26 protein-coding genes are annotated in these 25,726 nt (G+C 42.3%); 13 read left to right on the top strand and 13 right to left on the bottom strand.

What is annotated here, in order from left to right:
* The first annotated feature begins 146 nt into the window (after positions 1-146).
* Positions 147-1,193 (top strand): PLP-dependent cysteine synthase family protein, encoded by a 1,047-nt coding sequence (locus N482_RS11185; RefSeq protein ID WP_063377119.1) that lies wholly within the window; start codon positions 147-149, stop codon positions 1,191-1,193.
* A 184-nt stretch (positions 1,194-1,377) separates the two neighbouring features.
* Here N482_RS11185 and N482_RS11180 read toward each other — a convergent pair whose 3' ends face one another.
* Positions 1,378-1,794, bottom strand: coding sequence for a hypothetical protein (locus N482_RS11180; protein WP_063377118.1), 417 nt, complete (start codon positions 1,792-1,794; stop codon positions 1,378-1,380).
* Positions 1,795-1,904: 110 nt separating this feature from the next.
* A complete protein-coding gene (locus tag N482_RS11175) occupies positions 1,905-3,314 on the bottom strand; it encodes an alanine/glycine:cation symporter family protein (RefSeq protein ID WP_063377117.1) in 1,410 nt (469 codons plus the stop codon).
* Between the two features lie 201 nt (positions 3,315-3,515).
* On the opposite strand from N482_RS11175, the gene N482_RS11170 reads away from it, so the two are divergent.
* Positions 3,516-4,472, top strand: coding sequence for a bile acid:sodium symporter family protein (locus N482_RS11170; protein WP_063377116.1), 957 nt, complete (start codon positions 3,516-3,518; stop codon positions 4,470-4,472).
* 8 nt (positions 4,473-4,480) lie between these two features.
* On the opposite strand, the gene N482_RS11165 is transcribed toward N482_RS11170, so the two are convergent.
* Together N482_RS11165 and N482_RS24310 are read right to left on the bottom strand one after the other, a co-directional pair.
* On the bottom strand, positions 4,481-4,915 hold the full coding sequence (locus N482_RS11165) for a hypothetical protein (protein WP_063377115.1): 435 nt from the start codon (positions 4,913-4,915) through the stop codon (positions 4,481-4,483).
* A gap of 85 nt (positions 4,916-5,000) precedes the next feature.
* Entirely contained in the window at positions 5,001-5,177 is a 177-nt protein-coding gene (locus N482_RS24310; protein WP_081227893.1) for an alternative ribosome-rescue factor A, read from the bottom strand.
* Between the two features lie 221 nt (positions 5,178-5,398).
* Here N482_RS24310 and N482_RS11160 point away from each other — a divergent pair, with 221 nt between their 5' ends.
* From N482_RS11160 to N482_RS11135, 6 genes are all read left to right on the top strand, one after another.
* Positions 5,399-6,358: an alpha/beta fold hydrolase gene (locus tag N482_RS11160; RefSeq protein WP_063377114.1), complete on the top strand. Its 960-nt coding sequence runs from the start codon at positions 5,399-5,401 to the stop codon at positions 6,356-6,358.
* Positions 6,359-6,652: 294 nt separating this feature from the next.
* Complete coding sequence (locus N482_RS11150) at positions 6,653-7,570, top strand: LysR family transcriptional regulator (RefSeq protein WP_063377112.1); 918 nt, start codon at positions 6,653-6,655, stop codon at positions 7,568-7,570.
* Between the two features lie 71 nt (positions 7,571-7,641).
* Positions 7,642-8,409, top strand: coding sequence for a lipoate--protein ligase family protein (locus tag N482_RS11145; protein WP_081227891.1), 768 nt, complete (start codon positions 7,642-7,644; stop codon positions 8,407-8,409).
* Between the two features lie 165 nt (positions 8,410-8,574).
* Positions 8,575-8,727 (top strand): hypothetical protein, encoded by a 153-nt coding sequence (locus N482_RS24825; protein ID WP_155730568.1) that lies wholly within the window; start codon positions 8,575-8,577, stop codon positions 8,725-8,727.
* Between the two features lie 118 nt (positions 8,728-8,845).
* Complete coding sequence (locus N482_RS11140) at positions 8,846-9,538, top strand: hypothetical protein (RefSeq protein WP_155730567.1); 693 nt, start codon at positions 8,846-8,848, stop codon at positions 9,536-9,538.
* 163 nt (positions 9,539-9,701) lie between these two features.
* Positions 9,702-10,487, top strand: coding sequence for an ABC transporter permease (locus N482_RS11135; RefSeq protein ID WP_063377110.1), 786 nt, complete (start codon positions 9,702-9,704; stop codon positions 10,485-10,487).
* 38 nt (positions 10,488-10,525) lie between these two features.
* On the opposite strand, the gene N482_RS11130 is transcribed toward N482_RS11135, so the two are convergent.
* Positions 10,526-12,589 (bottom strand): S9 family peptidase, encoded by a 2,064-nt coding sequence (locus N482_RS11130; RefSeq protein WP_155730566.1) that lies wholly within the window; start codon positions 12,587-12,589, stop codon positions 10,526-10,528.
* 412 nt (positions 12,590-13,001) lie between these two features.
* Here N482_RS11130 and N482_RS11125 point away from each other — a divergent pair, with 412 nt between their 5' ends.
* Complete coding sequence (locus N482_RS11125; protein ID WP_063377108.1) at positions 13,002-13,187, top strand: hypothetical protein; 186 nt, start codon at positions 13,002-13,004, stop codon at positions 13,185-13,187.
* A 558-nt stretch (positions 13,188-13,745) separates the two neighbouring features.
* Here N482_RS11125 and N482_RS11120 read toward each other — a convergent pair.
* The 6 genes from N482_RS11120 to N482_RS11095 form a co-directional block, all read right to left on the bottom strand.
* A complete protein-coding gene (locus tag N482_RS11120; protein ID WP_063377107.1) occupies positions 13,746-14,135 on the bottom strand; it encodes a fibrinogen-like YCDxxxxGGGW domain-containing protein in 390 nt (129 codons plus the stop codon).
* Between the two features lie 510 nt (positions 14,136-14,645).
* Positions 14,646-15,647: a tetratricopeptide repeat protein gene (locus N482_RS11115; protein ID WP_063377106.1), complete on the bottom strand. Its 1,002-nt coding sequence runs from the start codon at positions 15,645-15,647 to the stop codon at positions 14,646-14,648.
* A 99-nt stretch (positions 15,648-15,746) separates the two neighbouring features.
* On the bottom strand, positions 15,747-16,115 hold the full coding sequence (locus N482_RS11110) for a DoxX-like family protein (protein WP_063377105.1): 369 nt from the start codon (positions 16,113-16,115) through the stop codon (positions 15,747-15,749).
* A gap of 14 nt (positions 16,116-16,129) precedes the next feature.
* Positions 16,130-16,606: a DUF2269 family protein gene (locus tag N482_RS11105; protein ID WP_231100838.1), complete on the bottom strand. Its 477-nt coding sequence runs from the start codon at positions 16,604-16,606 to the stop codon at positions 16,130-16,132.
* The gene (locus tag N482_RS11100) at positions 16,603-17,718 is read right to left on the bottom strand and encodes a saccharopine dehydrogenase family protein (protein WP_063377104.1); all 1,116 of its coding nucleotides are present in this window, start codon (positions 17,716-17,718) and stop codon (positions 16,603-16,605) included. Before N482_RS11100 ends, N482_RS11105 begins: the two co-directional genes overlap by 4 nt.
* Before the next feature lie 180 nt (positions 17,719-17,898).
* Positions 17,899-18,666, bottom strand: a complete 768-nt coding sequence (locus N482_RS11095; protein WP_063377103.1) for an SDR family NAD(P)-dependent oxidoreductase — start codon at positions 18,664-18,666, stop codon at positions 17,899-17,901.
* Between the two features lie 105 nt (positions 18,667-18,771).
* Here N482_RS11095 and N482_RS11090 point away from each other — a divergent pair, with 105 nt between their 5' ends.
* Positions 18,772-19,113, top strand: a complete 342-nt coding sequence (locus N482_RS11090; RefSeq protein WP_063377102.1) for a winged helix-turn-helix transcriptional regulator — start codon at positions 18,772-18,774, stop codon at positions 19,111-19,113.
* A gap of 135 nt (positions 19,114-19,248) precedes the next feature.
* On the top strand, positions 19,249-19,944 hold the full coding sequence (locus N482_RS11085; RefSeq protein ID WP_063377101.1) for a LipL32 family surface lipoprotein: 696 nt from the start codon (positions 19,249-19,251) through the stop codon (positions 19,942-19,944).
* Positions 19,945-19,992: 48 nt separating this feature from the next.
* Here the strand turns inward: N482_RS11085 and N482_RS11080 are convergent, their stop codons facing one another.
* Entirely contained in the window at positions 19,993-20,841 is an 849-nt protein-coding gene (locus N482_RS11080) for a DUF2306 domain-containing protein (RefSeq protein ID WP_063377100.1), read from the bottom strand.
* 177 nt (positions 20,842-21,018) lie between these two features.
* Here N482_RS11080 and N482_RS11075 point away from each other — a divergent pair, with 177 nt between their 5' ends.
* A complete protein-coding gene (locus N482_RS11075) occupies positions 21,019-22,113 on the top strand; it encodes a helix-turn-helix transcriptional regulator (protein ID WP_063377099.1) in 1,095 nt (364 codons plus the stop codon).
* Positions 22,114-22,142: 29 nt separating this feature from the next.
* Here the strand turns inward: N482_RS11075 and N482_RS11070 are convergent, their stop codons facing one another.
* Entirely contained in the window at positions 22,143-23,225 is a 1,083-nt protein-coding gene (locus N482_RS11070) for a hypothetical protein (RefSeq protein ID WP_063377098.1), read from the bottom strand.
* 320 nt (positions 23,226-23,545) lie between these two features.
* Here N482_RS11070 and N482_RS11065 point away from each other — a divergent pair, with 320 nt between their 5' ends.
* Entirely contained in the window at positions 23,546-25,687 is a 2,142-nt protein-coding gene (locus N482_RS11065) for a bifunctional 2',3'-cyclic-nucleotide 2'-phosphodiesterase/3'-nucleotidase (protein ID WP_063377097.1), read from the top strand.
* Positions 25,688-25,726: the final 39 nt, after the last annotated feature.

Here is a 25,726-nt window from a genome sequence, read left to right as displayed (position 1 = left end):
TTCAAATAAGTACTGACAAAACGCTCATTGAAATAAAGCTTAAATTACACACAATATAAATGTTAGAATAAGTTATAACCAAAAAGAATATAAACTAGTTAAGCTACAATGAATGTTTAAGCCAACGTGGGTAGGAGTGATATAGAATGAAAAGCTGGGTAAAGAAAAGCATTGCCAAGATAGAAGCAGATCAAAACCGTTCTGCAGATACACATTTGTTTAAATTTCCAATTCCCCAGTTCAACGATATTTACTTATATCTCAAAGACGAAAGTACTCACCCTACCGGCAGTTTAAAACACCGACTTGCTCGTTCGCTTTTTTTGTATGCGCTTTGCAATGGCAAAATAAAAGAAGGCACGCCTGTAATTGAGGCATCTTCAGGCAGTACAGCTGTATCGGAAGCGTATTTTGCGCAAATGATAGGAGTTCCTTTTGTTGCGGTAATGCCCGTCTCGACAGCACAAAGCAAAATTGAACAAATTCAATTTTATGGTGGACAGTGCCACTTTGTAGAGTGTGCCACAGATATGCATGACGCAGCCGTAGAACTAGCAGAAAAGCTCAACGGTTACTTTATGGACCAATTTATGTACGCAGAGCGAGCCACTGATTGGCGCGGTAATAACAATATTGCTGAAAGTATTTTTAATCAAATGAAGCATGAGCCGCACCCAGTACCCGACCTCGTCGTTATGGGAGCTGGAACAGGCGGTACGTCAGCTACACTTGGCCGTTATATTTTATATAAAGGCTACGAAACAGAGCTGATGGTTGTTGACCCTGAATTTTCGGCATTTTACGAAGGCTACACACAAAAAAATGAGACAGTTTGCACCGGAAGATCAAGCCGTATCGAGGGAATTGGCCGCCCAAAAGTAGAGAAGTCATTTCAACCTGATGTCATCGACCATATGATGCAAGTACCAGACGCTGCGAGTATTGCAGCGATGCTCTGGCTAGAAGAGTTTACCGGTCGAAAAGCTGGTCCTTCTACAGGAACAAACCTATGGGGAGCGCTTTGTGCCGCGGAAAAAATGAAAAATGACAACCGAGGCGGGGCGATTGTCACGCTCATCTGCGACAGCGGCAACCGCTACCTGAACACCTACTACAACCCAGAATGGGTTAGGGAACACATTGGTGATATTGCACCTTACCAAGGAAAATTAAATGATTGGTTTAGTGCTTAACGAACCATCAAAATGATCTTAAGAATGTCATACTTTGTGCGATTTACTTGTCGGTATAGCGGCCTACACGATTGGCTGCTATACACTCGAGAATCCGCGTTTTTAGTCAATTCTCTAGCCGGCTCATCCCACTGTTTACATTGCAAGCTTGTCATCGTTTCAAAGTAACTATCCCTAAGTACTTTCAATAACTTAACCTCTGAAAATATTTGCTCTGAAAGCTACTTTTTGAAAATTGACGTGCATGGTTTTTCAACATGAGGGCAATGATATGACGATAAATAGGTTTATTTAAACTCGTCAGGCTGTTCAAGCTTAAATATGATAGAACCTCTCTTTGCTCTTGGTTGGTGTAGAAAATAGATCGCGTGTTTAGCACATCAAGCAACTTTTCTTTACCAAATACACAAGTGCAGACCCCTTTATGCCATTGATTTTCTGCACGAACTTCCCAACGATTGGAGGTAAGCAGCTTATCAATATTCACCAGCAAGATACTGTCAAACTCGGCAGTCAACGGATCTGTACGCCTTCGACCCAAATGGTAACTTACAGTGATAAAAGGATTGTCCAAAGCGTCATTTAGTAAAACTTGTAGCACCGCAGCTTTACTCTGCCCCAATAGAGCCGTGGCAAAGCTAAGTAAATCTGACTGGTGTTGGACAAAGTGCCATCCTGTTTAGAAAAGTAACGTTTAAACCAATTTTACATTTAGTTTTTCCACACATTTTCAGCAACCTGCCCTTGCATTTTAACTTCACTGCGACGAAACTCCATCGCACCACCTGCACGCTTTTTATCTGCGTAATCGTGCATCAGGTTCACTATCGTTGGCGTTAACTGCACAATCGCATATATATTAACCAGCGTCATCAATCCCAGTGACATATCAGCAAGGTTCCAAGCCTCTTTCAAGCTTGCATTCGCTCCCCAAACAACCATACATAGATAAATGAGGGTATAACCTCCTTTTCCCCATTTATTGTCTAAATGAAAGAAATGTAAGTTACTTTCAGCATATGCATAATTGGCGACCACAGAGGTAAATGCAAACAATGTGATTGCAGCAGCAATAAAATCATCGCCATACTCTCCAAAGTGCACTGACATCGCATATTGAGTAACGCCTATTCCTGCGATTTCACCTGTAGGTCCAACCCCTGCTAGTAAAACAACTAAAGCTGTACAACTGCACAATACAATGGTGTCCAAAAATACACCCAGCATTTGAATATAACCTTGTGCCACAGGGTGATTAGGCTTTGGGGCAGCCCCAGCTGCTGCATGAGGTACGCTCCCAGCTCCAGCCTCATTTGAATACATGCCACGCTGTATACCACTCTTAATGGCCCCCCCCAGTGCACCCGCGGATGCCTCCGTCAAACCAAATGCCGACATTACAATGTCGATAACAAGTGCGGGAATTTCCGTGATATTCATCGCCGCAATAATCACCGCTGTAGCAACAAATGCCAACCCCATCCAAGGAACTACTAACTCGGCAAACCGTGCAATGCGTTTGAAGCCTCCCAACACAATCACGCCCGCAACAGCTGCAATTGCCAGACCACTGATATTGGTTGAGATTGCAAAGGTGTTATTCAACGCTTCGGCAATCGTGTTTGCCTGCATAGCGCTAAAGCTGGCGCCATAACCCAAAAATAAGCAGAGCGAAAACAGCACTGCTAACCATTTATTATTTAGCCCCGACCGAATGTAATAGGCTGGACCACCACGAAACTCCTGATGGCTGTCTCGCACCTTATATAATTGGCCCAGAACACTTTCAGCAAACCCAGTTGCCATTCCAAGTAGCGCGATAACCCACATCCAAAATACCGCACCACTCCCCCCCAAAGAGATGGCCATAACCACGCCCGCCAAATTACCTGTCCCGACACGCGCACTTAACCCCGTACACAAAGCTTGAAATGAGCTAATCCCTCGTGGATCTGACTGACCATCTTGTTTAAGTAATTTGAACATATGCGTAAAGTTACGCAATTGGATAAAGCGCAGCTTCACGCTGAACCAAACGCCAGCAAACAACAAAACGTAAATAAGGAGTTGACCATTCCCCCACAAAAGATTATTCATAGGCCCGACAATATACTCACTCATAATACCTACCTTGATCAGCGCATTGGTTACTAGAGTTGATTACGCGCAGCACGTATTTAGTACGCTTGACTTGAAGTAACTGGTTGTTAACATATCAAACAGTGCAAACATTGTACAAATTTACCTTTTATCCAATGCAGCCACACTCACTACACATTGTTGGGCTTTAATGGTGCGTCTAATCAACCTAGTGGATATTTCATGTTAAATCGTATTATTCAGCTATTCCCGCTGTGGGCTTTATTGTTAAGTGCTATCGCATATACAACACCTGAGGGCTTCTCGCAGTTTAAATCCGTAATTATTCCACTTCTGAGCCTGATAATGTTAAGTATGGGCTTAACACTGACGTTGCGTGATTTCAGCCGTGTTGCCAAGTCACTCAAGGCCGTCGCTTTGGGAGTCTCATTGCAATACTTAATCATGCCACTCGTTGCGATAGGAATTATTTATGCTTTGCAACTCGATACGACCCTCAGCATTGGCATGATCTTAGTTGGGTGTGTTGCAGGTGGCACAGCCAGCAACGTAATGTGCTTTTTAGCAAAAGGGGATGTCGCACTCTCGATTTCTATGACCGCTATCAGCACCTTATTGGGCGTGGTTTTAACCCCTTTCTTAATTTCTTTCTACGCGGGGCAACTGGTCGACATTCCAGTGATGGCGATGATGCTCAACTTGGTTAAAATTGTACTCGCGCCAGTAATGCTTGGGCTCGCAATAAATATGATTTTTGGAAAGACAATAAAAACGATTCAACCCGTATTACCGCTTATCTCAATGCTCACTATCATTTTTATCATCGCAGTTATTGTGGCCCTGAACAAATCTCAGATCAGTTCACTTGGTCCCATCATTCTACTTGCGGTCATCCTACACAACAGTATTGGCCTATTATCTGGCTATTGGGTCGCTCGTTGGTGTGGCTGCCAAGAGCGCGTTTGTCGAACAATAGCTTTTGAAGTCGGGTTGCAGAATTCGGGTCTAGCAGTAGCCTTAGCCATGAAGTTTTTTGCGCCTGGAGCTGCGTTAGCTGGGACTTTATTTTCTATTTGGCACAATATCAGCGGCTCTATTTTGGCAAGCTTTTGGTGCAGACGCCCACCAGCTGGTGACACGCCACACGCACACGTTCAAAGTGAACAATTATCAAATTAGCCAAATTGTTACTTGAGCGTTTCAAGTATTAAAGAGACATGAGTGGAGACTGCAAATCCGAGTGTATTGCGGTCTTTCTTCTGTTTGCAATAAATGCGATATTGACCATGTGCTTGAAAATTGAAGATCCCTTCTACACTGCCCGAGTATTTCGCATTGGCACATTTAGCTTGAATACGATAAACACCAGGCTGCATTTTCATCGTCGAAAACGTTGCGCTGACATAGGATAATCGTCCGCTTAGTTCTTTACCCTGTTCATTCCAGACATACTCTATTTCAGCCAAATAGTCGTTCGCATAGCGCCGAGGCCCCTGCTCTAAAAGCACTTCTGCTAAACTGTTCTTGGCATGGTTTTCGGGGTTATACGTAAATGTGGTTGATTGGCACCCACTCAGGTAGAATAGCGCCAAAACAACAGTAAGCACATACTTACGATACATGATAATTCCCTTCTAATTAGTCAGTCATCTTACGAGTTAATAGGAGAGTTCAAGAGGCTTATTTTATGGCTCGCCGCAAACGTACTTACGCTGCCATAAAATAAGGCTCTTGGCCCTGATGTTTCGCTTTTCTACGAAAGCTGCCTTTGCCTTTTTTCGCTTTTTCTACTTTGCTCTTGAACATTGGACTGGTTACCAATGCCTTAAATGCATTGTCTTTTATCTCTCCGCGCTGATGCGCATGCGGTGTTTTTTTACTCATTATGTTTCCATATTTAATTGATTTATATGTGCTGTATTATTATTCATGCTCACTACCCACTGCGCAAGCAATATCCTGTTGAAACCGAAATGCCAGTTTAGAGCACGCCCAATTTATGAAAGAAATTATGTATACAGGAGTCATTTTTTCAAAGGTGCAGGCATTTTGTAACTTTTATGCCTAAAATGCTTTAAGTAAGTTGACTGACTTTAAGTGTAACTATGTCATCAGTCTCAATTCACGACGGTATTTCAATAAACTATCAAGATGAAGGTGACAATAAGGCCCCTGCAATTATCTTGATTATGGGGCTTGGTGCTCAAATGACACTATGGCCTGACGAGTTATTTTATGGTTTGGCGGATGCTGGATTTAGAGTAATACGTTTCGACAATCGCGATGCAGGGCTATCAACTCAGCTAGAACAGTATGGCAAACCAAGCTTGATAAAATCATGGCTGAGTACGCGTTTACCTATCCGTGCCAAAGCGCCTTATACACTAGAGGAAATGGCAGAAGATACACTAGCCCTCATGAAAGCACTTAAAGTTAAGCGTGCCCATTTAGTTGGCGCATCGATGGGCGGAATGATAGCGCAACTCATTGCAGCCAAACAGAAAAAAAAAGTGTTGAGTTTAACGTCTATTATGTCCACCTCTTCTGCATTGAAGCTCACACACTCAAACTTAAAAGTATTTGTTCAGTTAGCTCCGTTGCGGCCAAGTGCAGCCAATCGAGATGCCGCCATCAACTACAATATTCGTCTCAACCAATTGATTGGCAGCCCCGGATACCCCCAGGATGAACGCACACTAAAACGCCAAGCAATTGAAACTGTAGATAGAGCCTATAACCCCCATGGTTTTCAAAGACAGCTCGCCGCCATGGCTGCAAGCGGCAGCCGGCAAAACCTTATGACAAAGGTTAAGGCTCCAACTTTGGTGATCCACGGTGCGGCAGACCCCATAATACCCAGTCAGGAAGGTGAAAAAACAGCCCAGCAGATCCGCAAATCCAAACTCAAAATCGTACCTGGAATGGGTCACAATTTTCCACCTGAACTCACGCCCAAATTGATAAAATGGATCTCTAAGCATGTCCAAAAAAGTGAAGCAAAACGTGCTAAAAAGTTAGCGCAAAAAGCACAAACGCCAGATTGGGGGAAAGGACCGTTGCTATAATATGTACAGTGATTATTTTCAACCACCAAGTACCACGCCAAAACGAGAGGAAAAGCCCACCTATAACCGATGAGCTCCAATGCTTGGGAGCTTAAACTTTAACGCAACCGCCCGTACTATAAATGAATAAAAAATAGGCTGAAAATTCAGCGCGAAGATATACAGACCATTTAACCTCGGTATTGTCCCAGTGTTATTCTCAAATAGAGAATGAAGATTATGCTTATGATAGTGTACCATTCTAATTAGTTTATTTTTATCGTGCTTATCAGACATTAAAAGGTAGGAATTATCATGCTCAAAGTTACCTTAGAGCAATGGAGAATGTTTAAAGCGGTTGTTGATTTTGGTGGTTTCAATCAAGCTTCTCAGCAAATCCACAAAAGCCAATCCAGTATTCATAATTCAGTTAATAAAATTGAAACCGCATTAGGCGTAAAACTATTCCGTATTGAAGGGCGAAAAACAGTATTAACTGAAGCCGGTGAATTAATGCTGCGCCGAGTTGAATACCTGCTAAACGAAGCATCCAAAGTCGAAACAATCGGTACCAACCTCGCCGAAGGGGTAGAAACAAAATTACGCATTGCCATTGATGAAATATTTCCCTCGCATATGCTGTATCAAGTCCTTGATAAAGTCTCGAGTGAGTTTCCATTTTTACGTATTGAATTGGTTGAATCCGTGCTCAACGGCGCCAATGAGCAACTCGAAAACGCGCTTGTAGACATTGCTGTTTCAGCATTCACGCTAGAAGGGCTGTTTAGCGAAGAGTTGTGTCAGATTGACTTTATCGCCGTAGCCAGTCCGGAGCATGCACTGCATCAAACCTCGCGGCACCTCACCCTAGAAGATCTTAAGTCACACCGCCAAATAGTCGTACGAGACTCTGCTGTCGCTAAAAGTCATGATTCTGGTTGGTTGCAAGCTTCACAGCGTTGGACTGTAAGCCATATGCGTACATCTATTGACATGATTAAACAAGGCTTCGGTTTTGCTTGGCTGCCCGTACCGCTCATAGAACAAGCACTAAATAAAGGAGAACTAATTCCATTAGATTTACAAACCGGACGCACACGTAAAGCCCAATTGCATCTTACCTTTGTCGATGGAGACAGCCTAGGGCCCGCAGCAAGGGCATTTTTAGGTGAACTTAGATACCAGAGTATGATGATGCCAACATCGCAATTAGCACTGGCAGATAAAGGTTAAATACACAATAAGCTTTTACGTCTACTCTAAATCACGTTGCGTAACACGTTAACCAATGGAAGTAATACCTCATGACAGAGAAAGAACTCGCAAAACGTCTATATCAATCTCATCATTGGAACGTGCTCAATGAGCCAATTGCGCAAAATACAGACCATGCGCTTGCACAGGATACGGCCTTATTGAAACAAGTTGCCAAAGGAGAACAGCCCGCAACAATTCGGTTATGGGAGTGCCCTCAATCGTTGATTGTAAGCCGCAAAGAAGCCAAGCTCCCTTTTTTTGCACAAGCATGCCAAACACTATCGCAACTCGATTGGCCGGTTGCAGTTAGAGACAGTGGTGGTACCGCTGTCCCCCACGGCCCAGGGATCTTAAACTTCTCATTGATATTTGCGCAGACTAAATCCCAAGCACTCAATGTGGATGAGATTTACATTGCCTTGTGTGAACCGATTCGTAGCGCACTCAATAGTCTGGGCATACAGAGTGAATATGGCGAAACACCCGGAGCCTACTGTGATGGGCGCTTTAATTTAAATATAGAATCATTAAAAGTCACTGGTACCGCCCAACGCATTGCATTATCACCCGCCAATAATGATGGACTGCACCGGGGGGTTCTTGCCCAAGCTATGATTATGGTTGAAGCGGACCCACAACACACAACTGCGGTTGTTAATCAGTTTTATAGGCTATCGGGGGCAGACAACCGGTATGATCCAGCCGCCTCAACGAGCGTCGACAGGCATCTCTCTGGTTCACATACAGCGGGGAAGCTAACCCAAGTGTTGCGACAGGAACTGCTGCTCAACATTGAAGATTTCAGAAGTAAATAACTGAATACATAGCCTAAAATGATAGTTTCATACCACAACGGCGTTGAGAAACTAAGAATAAACATACTAATTTTTAACTTCACAGCAATATTGCTGATGTCTGATTGGTGAGTTGTACGGATATCAATGTGAACAACATATTTCTAATAAAACAATTAAAATATCATGAAGTTGAAGTTAAAAGCGAATGCACTAAAAACACTAAACTCTGATCAACAGCGTCTCCCTAACCAGCTAACAAGACAAATCGCAGCGGATAAGTACCCTGTAACTATCTCAACCGGTGGTATAGATGCTTGCCTTTGGCTAACCTGCTAGTAGTCACCCATAGCTATGTAAAAAGCCTGTTTAGTACTCTTAGATGGGCTTTTAATCACTAGGCATTTCACGTCTATTTCACGCCTTAGTTCCAATACTCAAATAAAAAGGAGCACTTGTGATGACAATAAAACACGCATTATATACCTGCTTATTTGTTTCTTTCTCAACGTTGGCGCTTGAGGATACATATCAACAGTTTGTAGAAAAGGCAATTGCAAAATTCCAAGCAACTGAACGCAGTAAGTGGGCTTTCACCTATCACAACAATGAAATTGAGGAAGGCGAAAAAACCGAAGTTTACGCGCAGTATGTCCCACACAATCCACGTGGAGAACGCTGGCAATTACTTAAACTTAATGGGATTAGACCAACTAAAAAAGAAGCAAAAAATTTTGCATCTCACCGCGAACATGAAGGATATAGCATCAAACTTACTGAGCTTATAAACCCAAAGGCGCTATTATTAGATAAAGAGACGGATCAAACCATCACATTTTCCTATCCCGTCCAACTTGCTGATCTTGGTAAAGATGCGATAGGAAAACTGATAGGAACGGTCAAAATTAATAAATCAACAGCCAATATTGAAGAGGTAAACATCATTAATACTGAGGCGTTTAGCCCTATAGCACTCGCAGATATCAGCCATTTTAAATTAAGCATGCAATTTCAGACAATTAACAACAGTGTTTTACCTAAAAACACCTATATGGAGATGAATGGGACTTTCTCTTTCTTTGTTGATATTGAAGAAACCTCACAGACAACCTTTTCCAACTACCAATTTTTGGGCACAAAACAATTATAAATTGAATGAGAGGGCAGCTTTGATAGCGCCTGCCTTCTCTGCCAACTAGTCACCCTGTCATACTGTTTTTTTCAATAAAAGTGTCATGCTCCAGTGCTAGCTTAGTCACAGCGTCAATAATAATTAATTAACCCATGTTGGACAGAATAAGATAGTTTCGATTATGCAAAGCGTTATAGATATTCAATGGTGGCAATTAGCCGTTTTTAGCCTCACATTACTCATTCCTTTTTATATAAACTTTCATTATCGGTTAGGTCTTGCCAAAGACGCATTAGTGGGTTTAGGCCGCATGACACTGCAACTGATTATGATAGGCTTATACTTAGATTTTTTATTCCAATTGAATAACATTTGGATTAATCTTGGTTGGCTAATTATCATGGTTGTGGTGGGGACTTCAGCAATTGTCAGTAAAACAAAGCTGCCTCTCAGAGCCCTGTTTTTTCCGGTCGCAATGAGCCTCGCCGCTGGATTATTTCCACTGCTGATGATATTAATTACGGCAGTTATTAAGCCAGAACCATATTACCACGCACAGTACGCTATCCCGCTAGCAGGCATGCTGCTTGGCAACAGTCTGACCAGCAATATCGTCTGCTTACAAAGCTTCTTTTCTTCTTTGAAAGAGCGCTGGCCAGAATATCAAGCGGCTTTGTCTTTGGGGGCTTCTCCATCAGAAGCCACGCGCCCTTTTGTTCAACATGCCCTACAACACGCTTTAGCACCCATGTTAGCAACAATGGCAACCACTGGGTTGGTAACAATACCGGGTATGATGACAGGTCAAATACTAGGAGGCGCATCTCCTATGGTCGCCATCAAATATCAGTTGATGATCATGATTGCCATTTTTGTGATGATGAGCATGGCGACGTCGCTTTGTTTGTATTTGGTCATTAGAAGAACACTAACACATGAAGGTAGGCCACAGGTCACTATGGCCTAAAAGCAATTAACGGAGCCTTATCGCTCCGTTGAAGTGGTTTATGATGGGTCTCTATACTTTTCGAACCACGCCATAATATTACCAATCTTTTGAATAAGGTTGCTTGGTTTTGCCGCTATGCCATGACCCGCTTTAGGGATACGCACCATCGCCGTATCAATATTACGTAATTGCAAAGCTTGGTAGTACTGCTCTGTTTCACTCATTGGTGTACGATAATCCAACTCACCTGTCAGCAGCATCGTTGGCGTTTTTACATTACCAACCAAAGACAATGGAGAACGTTTCCACAAGTGTTCAGTCTTTTCCCAGGGCATCCCCGGAATCCAGTATTTTGCATAAAAATTATATGCATCGGCGGTCAATACAAAACTGATCCAGTTGATAACAGGCTTTGCTACAACCGCAGCCTTAAACCTGTCCGTATTACCGATTATCCAAGCTGTTAATACCCCACCTCCAGAACCACCAGTCACAAATAGATTATTGTCATCAATGAACTTTTTAGCCACCATACCATCAACAACATCCATTAAATCATTGTAATCTTTTGATGGATAATCATGATGAATTAAATTGGCAAACTCCTCACCATATGACGTACTTCCTCTTGGATTTGACCACACTACCACATAACCTTTGGCCGCCATGAGTTGTACCTCAGTACTGAAGTTTGGACCATATGCGGTATGTGGACCTCCGTGGATCTCTAAAATCAAAGGGTATTTCTTACTGCTATCAAAATTTGGCGGTAACGCATACCATGCCTCTATATCTCGCCCATCTACAGAGGACTTCACCGTTATTGCTTTTACCTGCGCACTCTTTTTATGGCCAAGGAGATCTTCATTAAGCTCCGTGAGCATGGAAACACTGCGTCTCTTGTCTACCAAAGCCAGATCAGCGGGTCGCTGTGTATTGGCTGCGGTGACCACTAGACGGCCATTACCTGCAACAGCAAAGTCGCCTGATGTATAGGGTCTACCTAAAGATTGCCCCCCTAACGAAGCAATTTTTTCCGTCACTTTTCCTTTCAAAGTAACATGGCCAATATACTGCTGACCGTGATCGTCGTAGCTAAAATATAAACCGCGACCTTTTTTATCCCATTGATGAGATTTGATAGGGCGGTCCAAAGATCCAGTTAAGTTAACAGGATCTTTGCCATCTAAGTCCACCATGTAAATATCAAAATTTTGGCTTGAACGCTTTTTATCTTTAAAGCCAAGGTAGGCGATTTTGTTTCGTTGGTAATTGATCTTAGGTCTATGCTCGGGACCAATCTCGCTGGTAATTTGAGTAACATTTTGAGTCGCAACTTCTATGCGGAATATATTCGACTCTCTAGGCCTGTCCTGCCAATCTTTATGTCGGTCCGCACTAAAGTAGATAGACTTACCGTCTTCACTCCATGTCATCTGAGATCGGTGATGAAAATCACCCGTCGTTAATTGACGTGGTGTGCCGCCTTCAGATGGCACCACATAAATATGTTCATAACCATGTTTAATAAAACCACCACCATCTCTACGGTACAGCTTCGTATCAATATAGGTCGCATTGCCTGCCCACTGTGCGCCTTTTGGTTTTTTTGGCATCTCTTTAAAAATACCGCTATGGGCTTTGGGCTTAAACATCGTAAAGGCAATCCATTTGCCATCCGGTGACCAACTCAGATTGCGAACACCTTGTGTCACATTCGTAATTCGAGCTGTATTGCCGCTCTCTAGCCAACGCACATAAAGTTGATTATCACCTTCGGCATTTGTTAAATAAGCCACACGCGTACCATCTTGTGAATATCGTGCACTTCGATACTGCTTGTTGCCGGATAACAATGGGCTGTGTGTTTTATTTTTTAAGTCCAACTCCCATAAGTTAGAACGAACACTATCAGACATAATATCCATTGCACGACGTTCATATAGTACTTTATAGCCACTTGGATGCACCTCGGGCGAAGCCGCATATTCGATATTAAAGACATCTTCGTATTGCCAAATATCATTCGTCGATCTTTGACTGCTGTTTGCCATAAGTGACGTAGCTGTAAGCAAATTCGCCATACAGACTGCAACTTTTAAGTTTTTGTATTTTCTCATATCCATACTCGTGGAATTGTAATAGTCAACGCAATTAACGCCCTAAACGCGTCACCTTGAGTACACAACTGTACACACCTTTTTATGCTCATGGGCATAAAGATGCCTCAATAAACTGTACAAATAAAAGCTTAATGCGACCAACTGCCTGTAATATCGCAATTTATTATTTATTAGTTCAGTTCTGCGCTCATAGTTCTCCCCCCCAGCTTTGCGTATTAATCAATATGCTTCGGTAGTTTGAAACCAATTTCTTCACACAAATACAATAAGTTAAATAATCACCATCACAACACAGTGGAAGGATCCAATATCATTTGTCATGAGTGCTATACCTTACTTTACAATTGACAGCGTTATCATATTTTGAAAAGCTGGTAGTGAACAAAAAACAACCAAAAAGGAGTTCCAAGTGAAGTTAAGGTTAAACAAAAAAGGCATTAAGCAGCTTAATAATAAGGCACTCAATAACGAGGTAACAAACCAAGTTGGCGGAGGTGCTATCGCATCAAAAGATTACTGGTGTCACTCAGGGCAAATGCCATGCTGGACCAATGGACCCTGTATTACGACTCCGCATAGAGGGTGTAGACAGTAGATTTAGATAAGTTCTATCAACCATTGTAGACGTATCACGCTTCGTAATGTCGGTGCACGCTGTACGGCATTAACTTCAGTTCAATTTGTGATTGCCAATATACAAGGCGTGTATTTATTGGATCTATTTGGTTTACAAATCACCCATGCTGCATTTTTAGATGAGAAATAGCATGCAAACTGAACTCGAAAGATCAAAGCGTACACGTTATCTAGAAATGGCAAAAGCAACTGTAATGCAGTGCTTTGCCATTCACTATCAACGAATGTAATTAAACCAATTGGCCGCACCTAGGTTTGCAATTTATCGAGCTCACAATAACCCCCAGCGTGTTCCGTTTGCCCGAGCTAAGTAACTGCATCGTGATGAACCAGTTGAAGTGAGTCTATATACACCGTGCGCAAGCCAACATGAGTGTTTTACCGCATGAATATCACGCTGCCAACCGACGATATTAGTGCTGTTTCTATCAATATTAAACAAACAGTGTGTAAACTTAGTACCTGTTGCTTGATATGTTGCGCGACAATCTGGCAAAGGTGTATTTTTCTGCTTTTCTTACTGATCTAAATAGCCCCATGTGTAACGCACCATTTCTAACTCAGCTTCACTCATCGCTGTTTGATATGCATTTCTGCAACTAGCAAAATCACATGCAACCTGTTCCCTAATATCCCTGAAACCTCCCAAAGAACCTTGATACACTCCTCTAGCAGCTGGGTTAGTTGGCGTTGTATCAGGTTGGGGGGAGTAATCGCTACCGTACTGTTTTCCGCCAGGCTCTGATTTACTATAAGTACCAATGAGAATCCAGCCACCCTCGTCTGTTTCCATATCGCAATAGGCTTCAAATTGCTCATGGGCACCCGCACTGTCTGGATCTATGGTATAAACACCGGATAATGCTTCAGGGGTTTCACTTTGAATTTGCGCACAGTTTACCAGCATAGATACTTCAGCCGATTTAGTGTCGAGCCTAAAATCACCAGCGTCGTTATTTGGACCATACCAAGTACCTCGGTATCCTTGTTGCGCGCTTCCTTGGCCTAAAAAGTATACTCGACTGCCTTCATTAGCGATTGTAAATTGAATACGCTGTGCAACTCCCGAGCCCAGCTCAAAGGTATTGGGAAGCTCAAATTCACCGTGAATAACTGTCGTATCGGGGGGGACATTATCAACTGCATTAAACTGATTGACATATGTTGTTAAAGTCAGCTTATGTAATTGCGAAGTACTCGAATCCAGTACATCATTTGACTGAGTATCGGTGAGCAGTTCCTATTGGGTGTCAGAAGCGCGGGTTGACGTTGAGAGCGTTGCTAAAATTAGCGCGGTTAATTGGTTCATGATAGTCCTTTTTATCATTTCCAAAGACGACAACAATGACATAAACTCCTATAAATTCATTAACATAATACACTTATAATTTTTAATTTAGTGATAAACAATGCAGTACTACCAATCGCATTGCTTCACTTTTTCAAACCAAGGTCGATTAAATCGAACTGGTTTTGACGTAATTCTTTTTGGTAATTCCACATCCATGGCACCGGCAAGATGTTGTGTTACAAGCGCTCTAACCCTCTCGTCATCAAGTTGGTCATATGCAGATAAAAGCATCTTATTTTCTTGTTCGCTAAGCGGATCACCTTGCATATGTCTAAAGCGCGTGTTTAGCCACAGTAATAGCGATTGCTTGGCCGTATTAGGAAAGGCCTGCGCCAGTATTTCTGTTGGTCGGTATAATCTTTGAAAATTAATCCATTGCTGCTGAATCACAAACACAAACAATAAATTAACCCCTGCGGATATTTGCCCAGAACGTTTATCCACATTTTGATACCCAGCAAGAGCAGCTCTAAAGTGCTGCTCAGCCAATGTAATGTTACCTTCTTCAAGGGCTATCATACCTTGGTTGTTTTCGATAATAGCGAGCAGGTTTTTTCTATCAGCTAAGCGCGCCATCTTTTTAGCTTTCACATATAGCGCTTTTGCTTTTTCCAGATCATTTAGCTGCCGAGCCAACAAAGCTAAGCTGTTGGTTAGTGTCAACCTTTGCCTTTCATTTATGGCATGTTTGTACGAACACTCAAAACTTAGTTGCGCGTCCTGAAGGTAATCGTGTTTACGTAGCCAAATACCGGCACCGCTCGTAATAGACACCAATTTGTCGATAAAATAAGGGTGCTTGTGATGGTGAAATACCACCTCTAAAGAGTCTATTAGCAGTTTGTTATTGCCAGTCGGCACGGCTGCCCGCATTGCAGCTATATGCCACCGAACTTGTTGCGCGTTTGTCATTGCATGGATATGTGGAATGGCATTAAGAATAGTAAGCGAACGAGATGGATCGATACGTAGGTAGTCTTCCGCTTCTTTAATTTTTTCATCAATTGTGGTGGCAGTTGCACTGTTACAAATTAGCCCAAGCAACAAAATAAACCCAGCTAATCGCACACTACCTCTCCAACAAATGACCTCCATTACACTATAGATAGCAATCACATATTATTCAAAACCCGCTTATGAGAATACTCTGAGCTACTGCTTCACCCCTTAAGCCTCCTTGTCAACTTGGTATAGCCAAGTAATTAACACCACAATCGGCAAGTTTTTTGTCACAGGTCCAAAGGGGTGCAGCCAAAATGAGGCATCGATAAATGTCAACAATATACTGTAGGTACAGATAGTTACGATTTGGATCAGACAGCAATATTTAAGTGCATAACGCGTCATCAGCCACAAGCCCAAAACGATATCAAGCCCACCACCACCATACACCGCCACTTGCGCAAGCATACCGGTTATCTGCGCTTGTGCCAAAATATCAAACCCAACCTCAGGGGCAAAAAATATCGAGGTTAAACCAGTAAAAATCCACACTAGTGCCAAAGAATAACAGGCCATGTGATAAAGCGGCTTCATGTACACCCCACAAATTAAACAACTGAGAGTGGTTTAAACACCATCAGCCAAAAGATAATCAAAATTGCAGCGAAAGCTGGAATGCCTAATAGTGTCCATGTCCGCATTAAAGATTTAAACTCTTTCGATACTTGGTTTTTGTTCGCATCAAGCTGCGCTAAGTCGCGTAAACGATACTGAATTTTAAGCACGGGTAACCAGCACAACCCAATCAAGATAAATAACCCAGCCACTGCATAAAACCAATCAGAATCAAATGAATAGCCGAGTAAATGCATAAGGTACATGCCACTGACAACTTGCGTGATCACCGCCGGGGTTGTAAACAACCAGTCACCCAAAACAACCAACTTTGTCGTAATATAAATTGCTTGCGGGTTGTTAGAACGGTTTGCCATAAACATAAAGAAAGCAATCCCTGCGCCGGTTCCTGTCACGACAACCGCAGCCAATATGTGAATTAGTTTGGCAAAAAAATAGGGTTCTATCACGGCGTTACCTCTACTTGCGCATAAATGCCCAAATCTTCAAAGTACGCATCAAAATCAGCTAACTCAAACAACCCAACACACGGTGTCGCTCCCCGCTTATTGATATCGCCTGCCAGTAATTTTTTTGCAATGATAATGGCCGACAATGTGGGAATATAAGGCCCTTGGCCGTCTGGTGCATACAGCCGCCAAATTACATCTTTACGCGCCTGTGCTAACCCTGAGATACGTACTTCCATAGCGCCAATGTCACTGCCAAATGACAGCAATAGATTGCTCATCGAACTGATCAGCTTTGCGTAAGGCGCCCAGTTTTTGACTAAACCACGCTTAGCCAATGTCGCCATAAAAACCATACTCCAGTGTAATAAGGGCAACTCTAATCCGGCTTGAAATGAGACTCTATCAGTCACACGATATCGCTCAGGAAAAATCAACAAGTCAGGGACATCTACATTGGCTAAGCCTCGTTTTTTCGCAATACCACCAAAGTCATTTATATTGGCGTCCATCCAACCATAAGCAGGCTGCCACCGCCCTCCTTTAAATACTTGGAAAGGGTGCCCTGTATAAGACAGAATAGCCGCTATTGTAGCCAATCCTCGCTCTGCTTTATTTCCTGATGCAATGGCAATATCAATGGATTTAATCTCTTTAAACAGAGATTGGTAATGCTCTATGACAGCTGAAGATAAACCTGGTACTGAGCTCGCACCACTGACAGCGAGCACTTTGTGCGCTTTTGCCTGCGTGTCTAACTGATGAATATCACAAACAAACTGCCTGTCATCAGCCAAATCTATGTAATGTGCGTTAGCGTCAATACAAGCTTGAGGCACACTATGCCCTTGGCCTTGGAAAGGTCCACCTGTATGAATCACTAAAAATGGATCGCGTTGGCGCAATTGTTCACTAAAACTAGCGGCAAAGATATCTATCTGCCATAGACTGAGTTGCGCTTTGGCCGCAGACTTTAACTTGTCTACACACGCTTGTGCGTTAACTTGGCTTCTCCCTGCTATGACAAGGTTAACCTCTGCGTCCTGAGCAAGTGCTGCTGCAACCCTTTTTCCAAAGTTGCCATAGCCGCCTAGAATCACCACTGTTTTCACGTCGCCGCTCCTTACATCAAGTTCCGTTTTTCTAATTAAGAATATCCTTGAAATACAATGTAATTACTAGCTCTTTTATTCGATTTAGATTTATTAAATCTCACGCATATTCGCTTTCCCCAATAATGGACGTCATTGTTAAGTAGCCCTTGATATAAAAATACCAAAGGCCGATGCACTTTAATTTCTTCCAGCCATAACGCCACCGTCAATATCCCAATTTGCGCCCGTCACCCATTGCGTGCTATCACTGAGTAAATAAGCGATAGTTTGAGCCACTTCATGCGCCTCCCCTATGCGCCCTATCGGATGAAAATCATTGAAGCCATTTAACGCTGAGTCAATTTCATGAGGTTCAATGAAAGCACCATAGATGGGTGTTTTCACAACAGCAGGAGAGACTGCATTGACACGTATATTGTGGGGAGCTAACTCCATCGCTAAATGTTGAGTCAGCGCATGTAAGCCGGCTTTCGCCATTGAATATGCCGACGAGGGAGTTGCTTTTATTGCCTGTTTCGCCCACATAGAACCAATATTTACAATACTCCCGCCTCCGCCTGAGACCATATTTTTAGCTACCGCTTGTGTGATTAAAAAGAGTGCTCGATTCAATTCATGGTAACGGTCGAAATCTCCATCGCTGTGCTCTAAAAATGCTAATGGTGAGAAATAGCCTGCCGCGTTTACCAAATAGCTCACTTCCAGCTGACACTGGAATAGGCTTTGGACATATTCTTGAACTGCTTGGCGGTTGTAGAGGTCCAGCTGCACGCTTGTTACATCACCAAATGATTTTAAAGTTTTCTCTGCACTTTTTAGTTTATCTTCGTTGTTTGCGATTAACGTGACGGATACATTGTGGCTGAGTAAAGTTTTCGCTGTTTCGTAGCCCATGCCACTGGAACCACCCACAATTAAAGCGCGACCTGATTTTTTAAAGTTCATATGTTAACCTAAAGTGTTTGTCGATTCGTGATAATATTAGGTGTAAGAGAACTTATTGAATAGTAAGTACAAATTGGTAAGCTAGGTACTTTTTGGTACATAATTATGAATACAAAAGAAAAAAAAGTTTCACGAAAAATTGCACCAAGTCAAAGTGCAAAAATGGTCGAAACCATTTATGGATGCAAATGGTCACTCACCGTATATCAACTACTCAACGATGGAGTCAATCGGCCTGGAGAAATGGTGCGCTGTGTTGATGGACTAACCACGAAGGTGCTCAATCAATGCCTCAAGCGTAATGTGGAATTCGGGATTTTGAAAAAAGTTAGTTTTAACGAGTTGCCACCTCGAGTCGAATATCAAGTAACCGAGTTAGGTGAGCAATTTTTGGCTATTTTGATGCAATTAGACACACTGCAAAAGCACATTGATGCTCTTAACTAAATACATAACCCACGCTGCGCCAGATGAATTATTAAACATTTTATAAATCAGAGAAAATCCCCCCTAAAACATGTTGCAATTACATAAATTGCGGCTAGACTTGCCTTAATTTTAATCATGACAAGGAGTCATTTAATGACGCTTAAAACTACGGGAAAGGTTTTAGCTGTGCTTTCTCTCTCAACTCTTACTGCGTGCATGAGCACCTCTTCAGGCCCTCACCTAAAAAGTTCAATCTCTCAAGGTGTTGGCCCATTAGAAGTACGCGCACCTTATGCAAATTACGTCAATTACTATGGCTATGTCGATGCAAGTGTAAAACCTGAAGGCAAATACAAAGGTAAAGATACTTACTATTTGTACGCTTGGGTACCAGCTGCCGTTGATGAAATTGGAATTTCAATGCAATCGCCGGTTGAAACTAAACCTACTGATAAAGACTTTGTACACAACAATTTCGCGCTAGGTATGGAAAAAAACAACGCCAAGTTTTTTGATACCTATATCGTATTTGACCGTATGAACATCATTGATAGCGGTAAAATCGTGCAAGGTGGTAAGGTATTACAACCATTGGGTTACAACGACGACACACGCGAGTTACCTGCAAATCCAAGTGGGTCTTACTACAACTCTTTATTGAGACAAACCACTAACCTCAATAACCCAACAGAATCTCTAGTGAGAGGCGTATACCGTATTTCATTCACGTCTTTTCGCTCTCAGGTTGAAGGTTCATTTGAAGCAACGATTGGCACCAATATTCCTGGTGTGAAAATCGCAGCTTCGCTTGAAGAGCTACACAACTTAGTGAACGCAGGTAAACTATAAGCACACCTTGGTGGCAGTGATACATTGCCACCTTATTAAATGTGCAAGCTAGAATAACGCTTTGAGAATATCGCTGATCCTAGGCAGCCACATCATCATGCCAGCTGCAATCACACCAATGACAGTGATTATCGTGCCAAAGCAAGCCAACGCTGAAATGCCCCACTTGATACTTTCTTTGCGTTGTTTTTTGCCCCATAAAATAACTTCATAGATTGCCATTGGTAGTAAGAAAGATGCAAATGAAAGCGCAATATCAGCAGGGCCATCTAAAGTTTGCGTATTGCCATTCATACCTTGATTAACTATGTACCAGCCCATCAGGTACAAACGAAATGTCCACACCCCATTGACTAGTAAAAAGCTATGTACGGCAAAGCGCTGGTGTTGTGTAAAGCGCTTTTTCACAGCCGCTTGCCAAGCAAAGTAAATCGCAATTGGGATCAAAATTCCATTTATTGTCACACCTATTGAGCCAATATCGCTGAGCCTGTGCCCAGTTATCCAAGTCAAATACAACCCAGTAAATGCCCCTACCAGCCCTAGTGTAAAAAACATCCGCCCGTTGTAACGATGAAACCGTGGAAACCGCGTCCTCACATTTGGGATCAATTGAAATAAACCACTCATGGCCATCAGAATAGCTGGCAACACATGGGCAAAAAACATCGTTGAGTTGAGATCGATATTGCTATTTAACCCCTGTGTTGCAGACACCGCCTGTGCCTTTTCAATCGCACCTAACATCAAAGGCAGAGCATACAAACTCAAAATATACATTGCAAAAGCCCACTGCCCAGCCAAAGCCACAACAACCCAAGTTTTAATTGCACCGCTGAGGGTATTATCTGCATTGAAAGATAAACCTCTGAGTTTGTTTACAGTTAATGAAATCATACTAGCCCCTTCATAATCTATTGATTTAATTGCTAAGGTGCCAATAAAAAATCAATTCGTCGCACCGAATTTGAAATTCGGCACACTCTTTTTAGTAAAGATTTCTTACAAAGCTAAATTGAGCAAGTGGAGGCTTTTCACTACCATAGAACAGGTCTAATTTGTGCGGAATTCTCTATGCAACCTGTTTATGTTCATTTCACGCTGCTTGCTGTTAGCCTCTCTTTATTACTGGCGCAATTGACCGTACGTGATAAACACAGTGCCCATATTCTATTTGCAATCTTTTGCGGCTCCGTATCTATGGTTGCATTAAAACAGCTTACAGGTGATACGATCGGGCCTTATCAATATCTGATTGGCATGGCTGCTTGCGCCACTTGTAATTGTATTTGGCTCTTTTCACGTGCCTTATTTAGAGAAAAAAATCCGATTGGCTTACTTCATCTTGCTGTTGCACTGACCATTGCAGCGCTTATCATGATCCAGCAAGGCTACCTGTTTGCAACACACCAATGGGCGATAAGCCCAGCTTGGCTTCCTATATTCAGCCACCTGCTTCGCGAAGCAACCATTTTGCTATCTTCGTGTATTTTAGTTCTCTCGTTTTGGGAGGCTTTACGAGGCTTCAAACACGTGAGAAAAGCTGAACAACAGCAACGCGTCTTGTTTATGGTGACTTTTGGTTGTGCTGTACTGGTTAGCAAAAGTGTGAAAGGTATCTTCGCATCAAGCCCAGAAGTCCTCGCCAGTATCATTTCAGGCATTACCTTATGTGTTTTGGTCAGCCTTCAACCTCTTTTATCTTGGCGTTTCAATAAAACCAACGCGACTCGCGAAAAAACAGTTAGTGAACAATCAAATTCACAATCTAGGTCCAATGAAACATCGCACAATATGCACCTTGAGAATGACACCGAGCTTGGTAAACAAGTCCAATCACTGCTCATAGAGCAAAACTACTATTTGCAAACCAACCTTAAAGTTGCTGACATTGCCAGAGCATTGAATGTGCCTGAATACAAAATAAGTAGAGCACTAAAAAACCATTTACATGCAAAAAATTTTAATCAGCTGATAAATACGCTCAGAGTCGAGCGCGCTAAGCAGATATTAATCGACCCAGAGAAACATCATTGGTCAGTCTTGGTGGTTGGCTTGGAGTGTGGGTTTGCTTCAGTAGGACCTTTTACGCGTGCTTTTAAAACATATACTGGCACAACACCCAACCAATATCGACAACGCTCCCTGTTCCACCAGCGATGTACTTAGAACTAAAGTGTACTTATCGCACTTCAAGGTTATCTTAATAGGTCTATATAACCTCGAACGAAGCTATGCGGAAAATGCGCTTTCGCAATTTCCTCACATACTGGCTCATAGCCATAAGAGCGCACACTTTCTATTTCTGACTTAATTGCAGACTCTTTTACGGCAGGATATAAATTATCTAAAATTTGATTCCCCGTATTAGCGTCTTCATTGCATCCTGCATAAAATGCCTTGTACAAGACAGCATAATGATCGCCTTGTTCAGCCGCCAAATTAACAAGCCGCTCGCCTCTATTCCCCTGTAACAGTACGCCCAAAATAAATTGAGCACGTCTATCGCCACGAGCCTTCATCAAATGCTCTAGAATCATTTGAGATTTGTGCATTGAACGTGGGAAGTCTCGTGTATAACTCCCCAATTCAGTAAACTTATAACCGCTAAAATAAGCATGTGCGTAGAGTAGCGCTTGACTCGTTGTGAATTGAGATAACGCATCTTCTGTCACTTCAATCTCCTTACGTGCAATGCGTTGTTGCTGCCCCTGTTCAACAGAGGCTTCTTGCACGCTTTGCAGTTGATAATTAAAGATGACAAACATGAATGTAACACCGTAGGTCACACCCAAGGCCAAAGTACTCGAAAAAACTACCGCAGTAATACCTTTGATATTAGTACCTTTTTCTGGAAAGTTATCCGACAACTTTAGGCGTTCAAAAGCTTCTTCCAACACAATTGGCATACTTAATTTAGCAAAGTAATTAGCCACCCCTCCCCCGACAAAAAAGAGTCCCGCCAGTACAATTAAAGGAATGTGTCCGCCAATGATTATCTCCATATACCATGCAACCAACGTTGTAATCGCATAAACCATACAAGCTATTGTCGAAAACCATTCGAGGTACCCTCGCCCAAAAAAGCGCACGAAGAGTCCAATGACAACCCCACTAACAGGTAGCATCAATACACCTAGCTTGGGGTTAAACATATAAACTTGAAACCAAATAGCGATTGAAATAGCGGCCCCGATCACGCTGCCCAAGGACGCCGCCAAGAGCTCTTGCCTATTTAGCCTTTCTTCTACTTGTTTCAATCGCTCTTCAAATGAAGACATAACTTAACCCGCACATACTGACTTACAACCTATTAAATGTACCCAAGTTTTAATCAAAAGCAATGTTTTGCACTGCTTAGCATCAAGCTCTCAAAAAAAAGATAAATAAATTCATATTTTCACCCATATTTAAAATTAATAAATTTATATAAATGACAAGATTAAAAATAAAATAGTGTCCTTTTTGTCACGCTCCCCAGTGCTCATAAGCACTTCAGAAAATGTCATATTTTTGGAACTAACTTGCCATTTTTTCTTAGCTTATTTGTCTTTTTTCCCTTCTATAGTAGTCGCTCAAAAATCAAAAAAGAGAAGGGACTATGAAAACCAAGTTACTGCCGCTGGCTATTTTATGTGGTACATCAGTACTACTGTCCGGGTGCTTTGATTCAGATGACAATAAAGTAGAAGTAAAGCCACCAGCGCCAACACAAGGAACTGATAAACCGGATCCAGTACCAACGCCTCCACCAGAGCCGGAGCCGGAACCAGAACCAGAACCAGAACCAGAACCAGAACCAGAACCAGAGCCTAGCCCTGCGATCGGTACAGAGCTACAACTACGTTTGCTTGAGACCACAGATCTTCACGCTAATATACTTAACTTTAACTACTTTTCTGATAAACAAGACGATAAGGTGGGCTTGGTCAAAACAGCAGCTTTGATCCACACAGCGCGTGAAGAAGCAACAAACTCGGTATTGGTAGATAACGGCGATCTAATACAAGGCAGCCCACTTGGTGATTATATTGCAAAAATCAAAAACCTAGCGGATGGTGAAGTTCACCCAATCTATAAAGCAATGAATACGCTGGACTACGACGTGGCAAATATTGGAAACCACGAGTTTAACTTTGGCTTAGAGTTTTTACACGAAGCCATTGATGATGCCAACTTCCCTTATATTTCTGCCAATGTATTCAAATATGACGGTGATGATGACGAAACCAATGACGTGCCTTTATTCGCCCCATATTTAATCCAAGACAAAACGTTCAAAGACATAGAGGGTAAAGAGCAAACAATTAAAGTTGGTTATATCGGATTTGTACCGCCTCAAATTATGCAGTGGGATAAAGCTAATCTCGAAAATAAAGTCATCGCGAAAGACATCGTTGCCATGGCTAATAAATATGTGCCAAAAATGAAAGAAGAAGGCGCAGATATCATCGTTGCTATTCCACATTCAGGGTTAGATACCTCTGAACATACCGATAAAAAAGAGAATGCCAGTTATCACCTGTCAAAAGTTGAAGGTATTGATGCCATTATGTTCGGCCACGCACACGCTAATTTTCCAAGTTCACGCTATGCAGGCATGGAAGATAAAGGCATTGATTTAGAAAAAGGTACCATCAATGGCGTTGCCGCAGTTATGCCAGGTTTTTGGGGTAACCATTTAGGTATCATAGATCTTACGCTCACTTACAAAGAGGGTGGTTGGCAGGTTACTGACTCTCAATCAACTCTAAAACCCATATTCGAACAAGACGCTGATAGAAATGTTATTTCTTTGGTGACTAGTGATGCCACAATCGAAGCGGCTACCCATGATGACCATGAAGAAACACGTACTTGGGTTAACAAGCCTTTCGCCAAAGTTACTAGTCAAGTAAATAGCTTCTTTGCGCTCGTTAATGACGACCCTTCCATTCAGATTGTCACCGATGCGCAAACTTGGTACACCCAGAGAATCGTGCAAGGCACAGAGCTTTCGGACTTACCCGTATTATCCGCAGGCGCACCATTTAGAGCTGGTCGCGGAGGTGCTGACGACTACACCTACATCGCAAAAGGTGACATAGCATATCGAAATGTTGCAGACTTGTATATTTATCCTAACGTTCTGAAAGTGCTAAAGCTAAACGGTGCACAGGTGAAAGAGTGGTTAGAAATGTCCGCTGGGCAATTTAATCAAATTGACCCACAAAGCGCAGAAATGCAGTCTCTGATAAACCCTGACTTTCCTTCTTATAACTTTGATGTCATCGATGGTGTCACTTATCAAATAGATATTACTCAACCTGCTCGTTACACCAGCAAAGGTGAAAAAGTGTCTGATGGTCAACGTATCATCGCTTTACAATATGAAGGAAAACCAGTTACAGAAGATCAGCAGTTTTTGGTGGTGACCAATAACTATCGCGCCTCTGGTGGAGGTAACTTCCCAAGCATCGGCGCAGAAAAAATAGTGGTCGACTCACCAGATGAGAATCGCCAAGTTGTTGCCAATTATATCACTTATCAAAGTGAACAAAATGACGGTAACGGGTTAGATCCATCAGCAGATATGAACTGGACATTTGCCCCAATCAATAATGTACAAATCCAATTCACGAGCTCAAACAGTGATGAGGCCAAAGCATACAGTGTGCAATTTGAACATATCGAACCGCTTAATGAAACCAACGACGACGGATTTGCGCTCTATAAGCTCAATCTGACACAACCGCAAAACTAATAACACTAGACTCTACCTATTTTTGGTGTGCAACTCATA

Origin of the sequence: Pseudoalteromonas luteoviolacea NCIMB 1942 (genome assembly GCF_001625595.1) — a bacterium.
Taxonomy (GTDB): Bacteria; Pseudomonadota; Gammaproteobacteria; order Enterobacterales; family Alteromonadaceae; genus Pseudoalteromonas; species Pseudoalteromonas luteoviolacea_A.
Note: the sequence above shows the minus strand (reverse complement) of the source record. Positions and strands in the feature narration are given on the sequence as shown.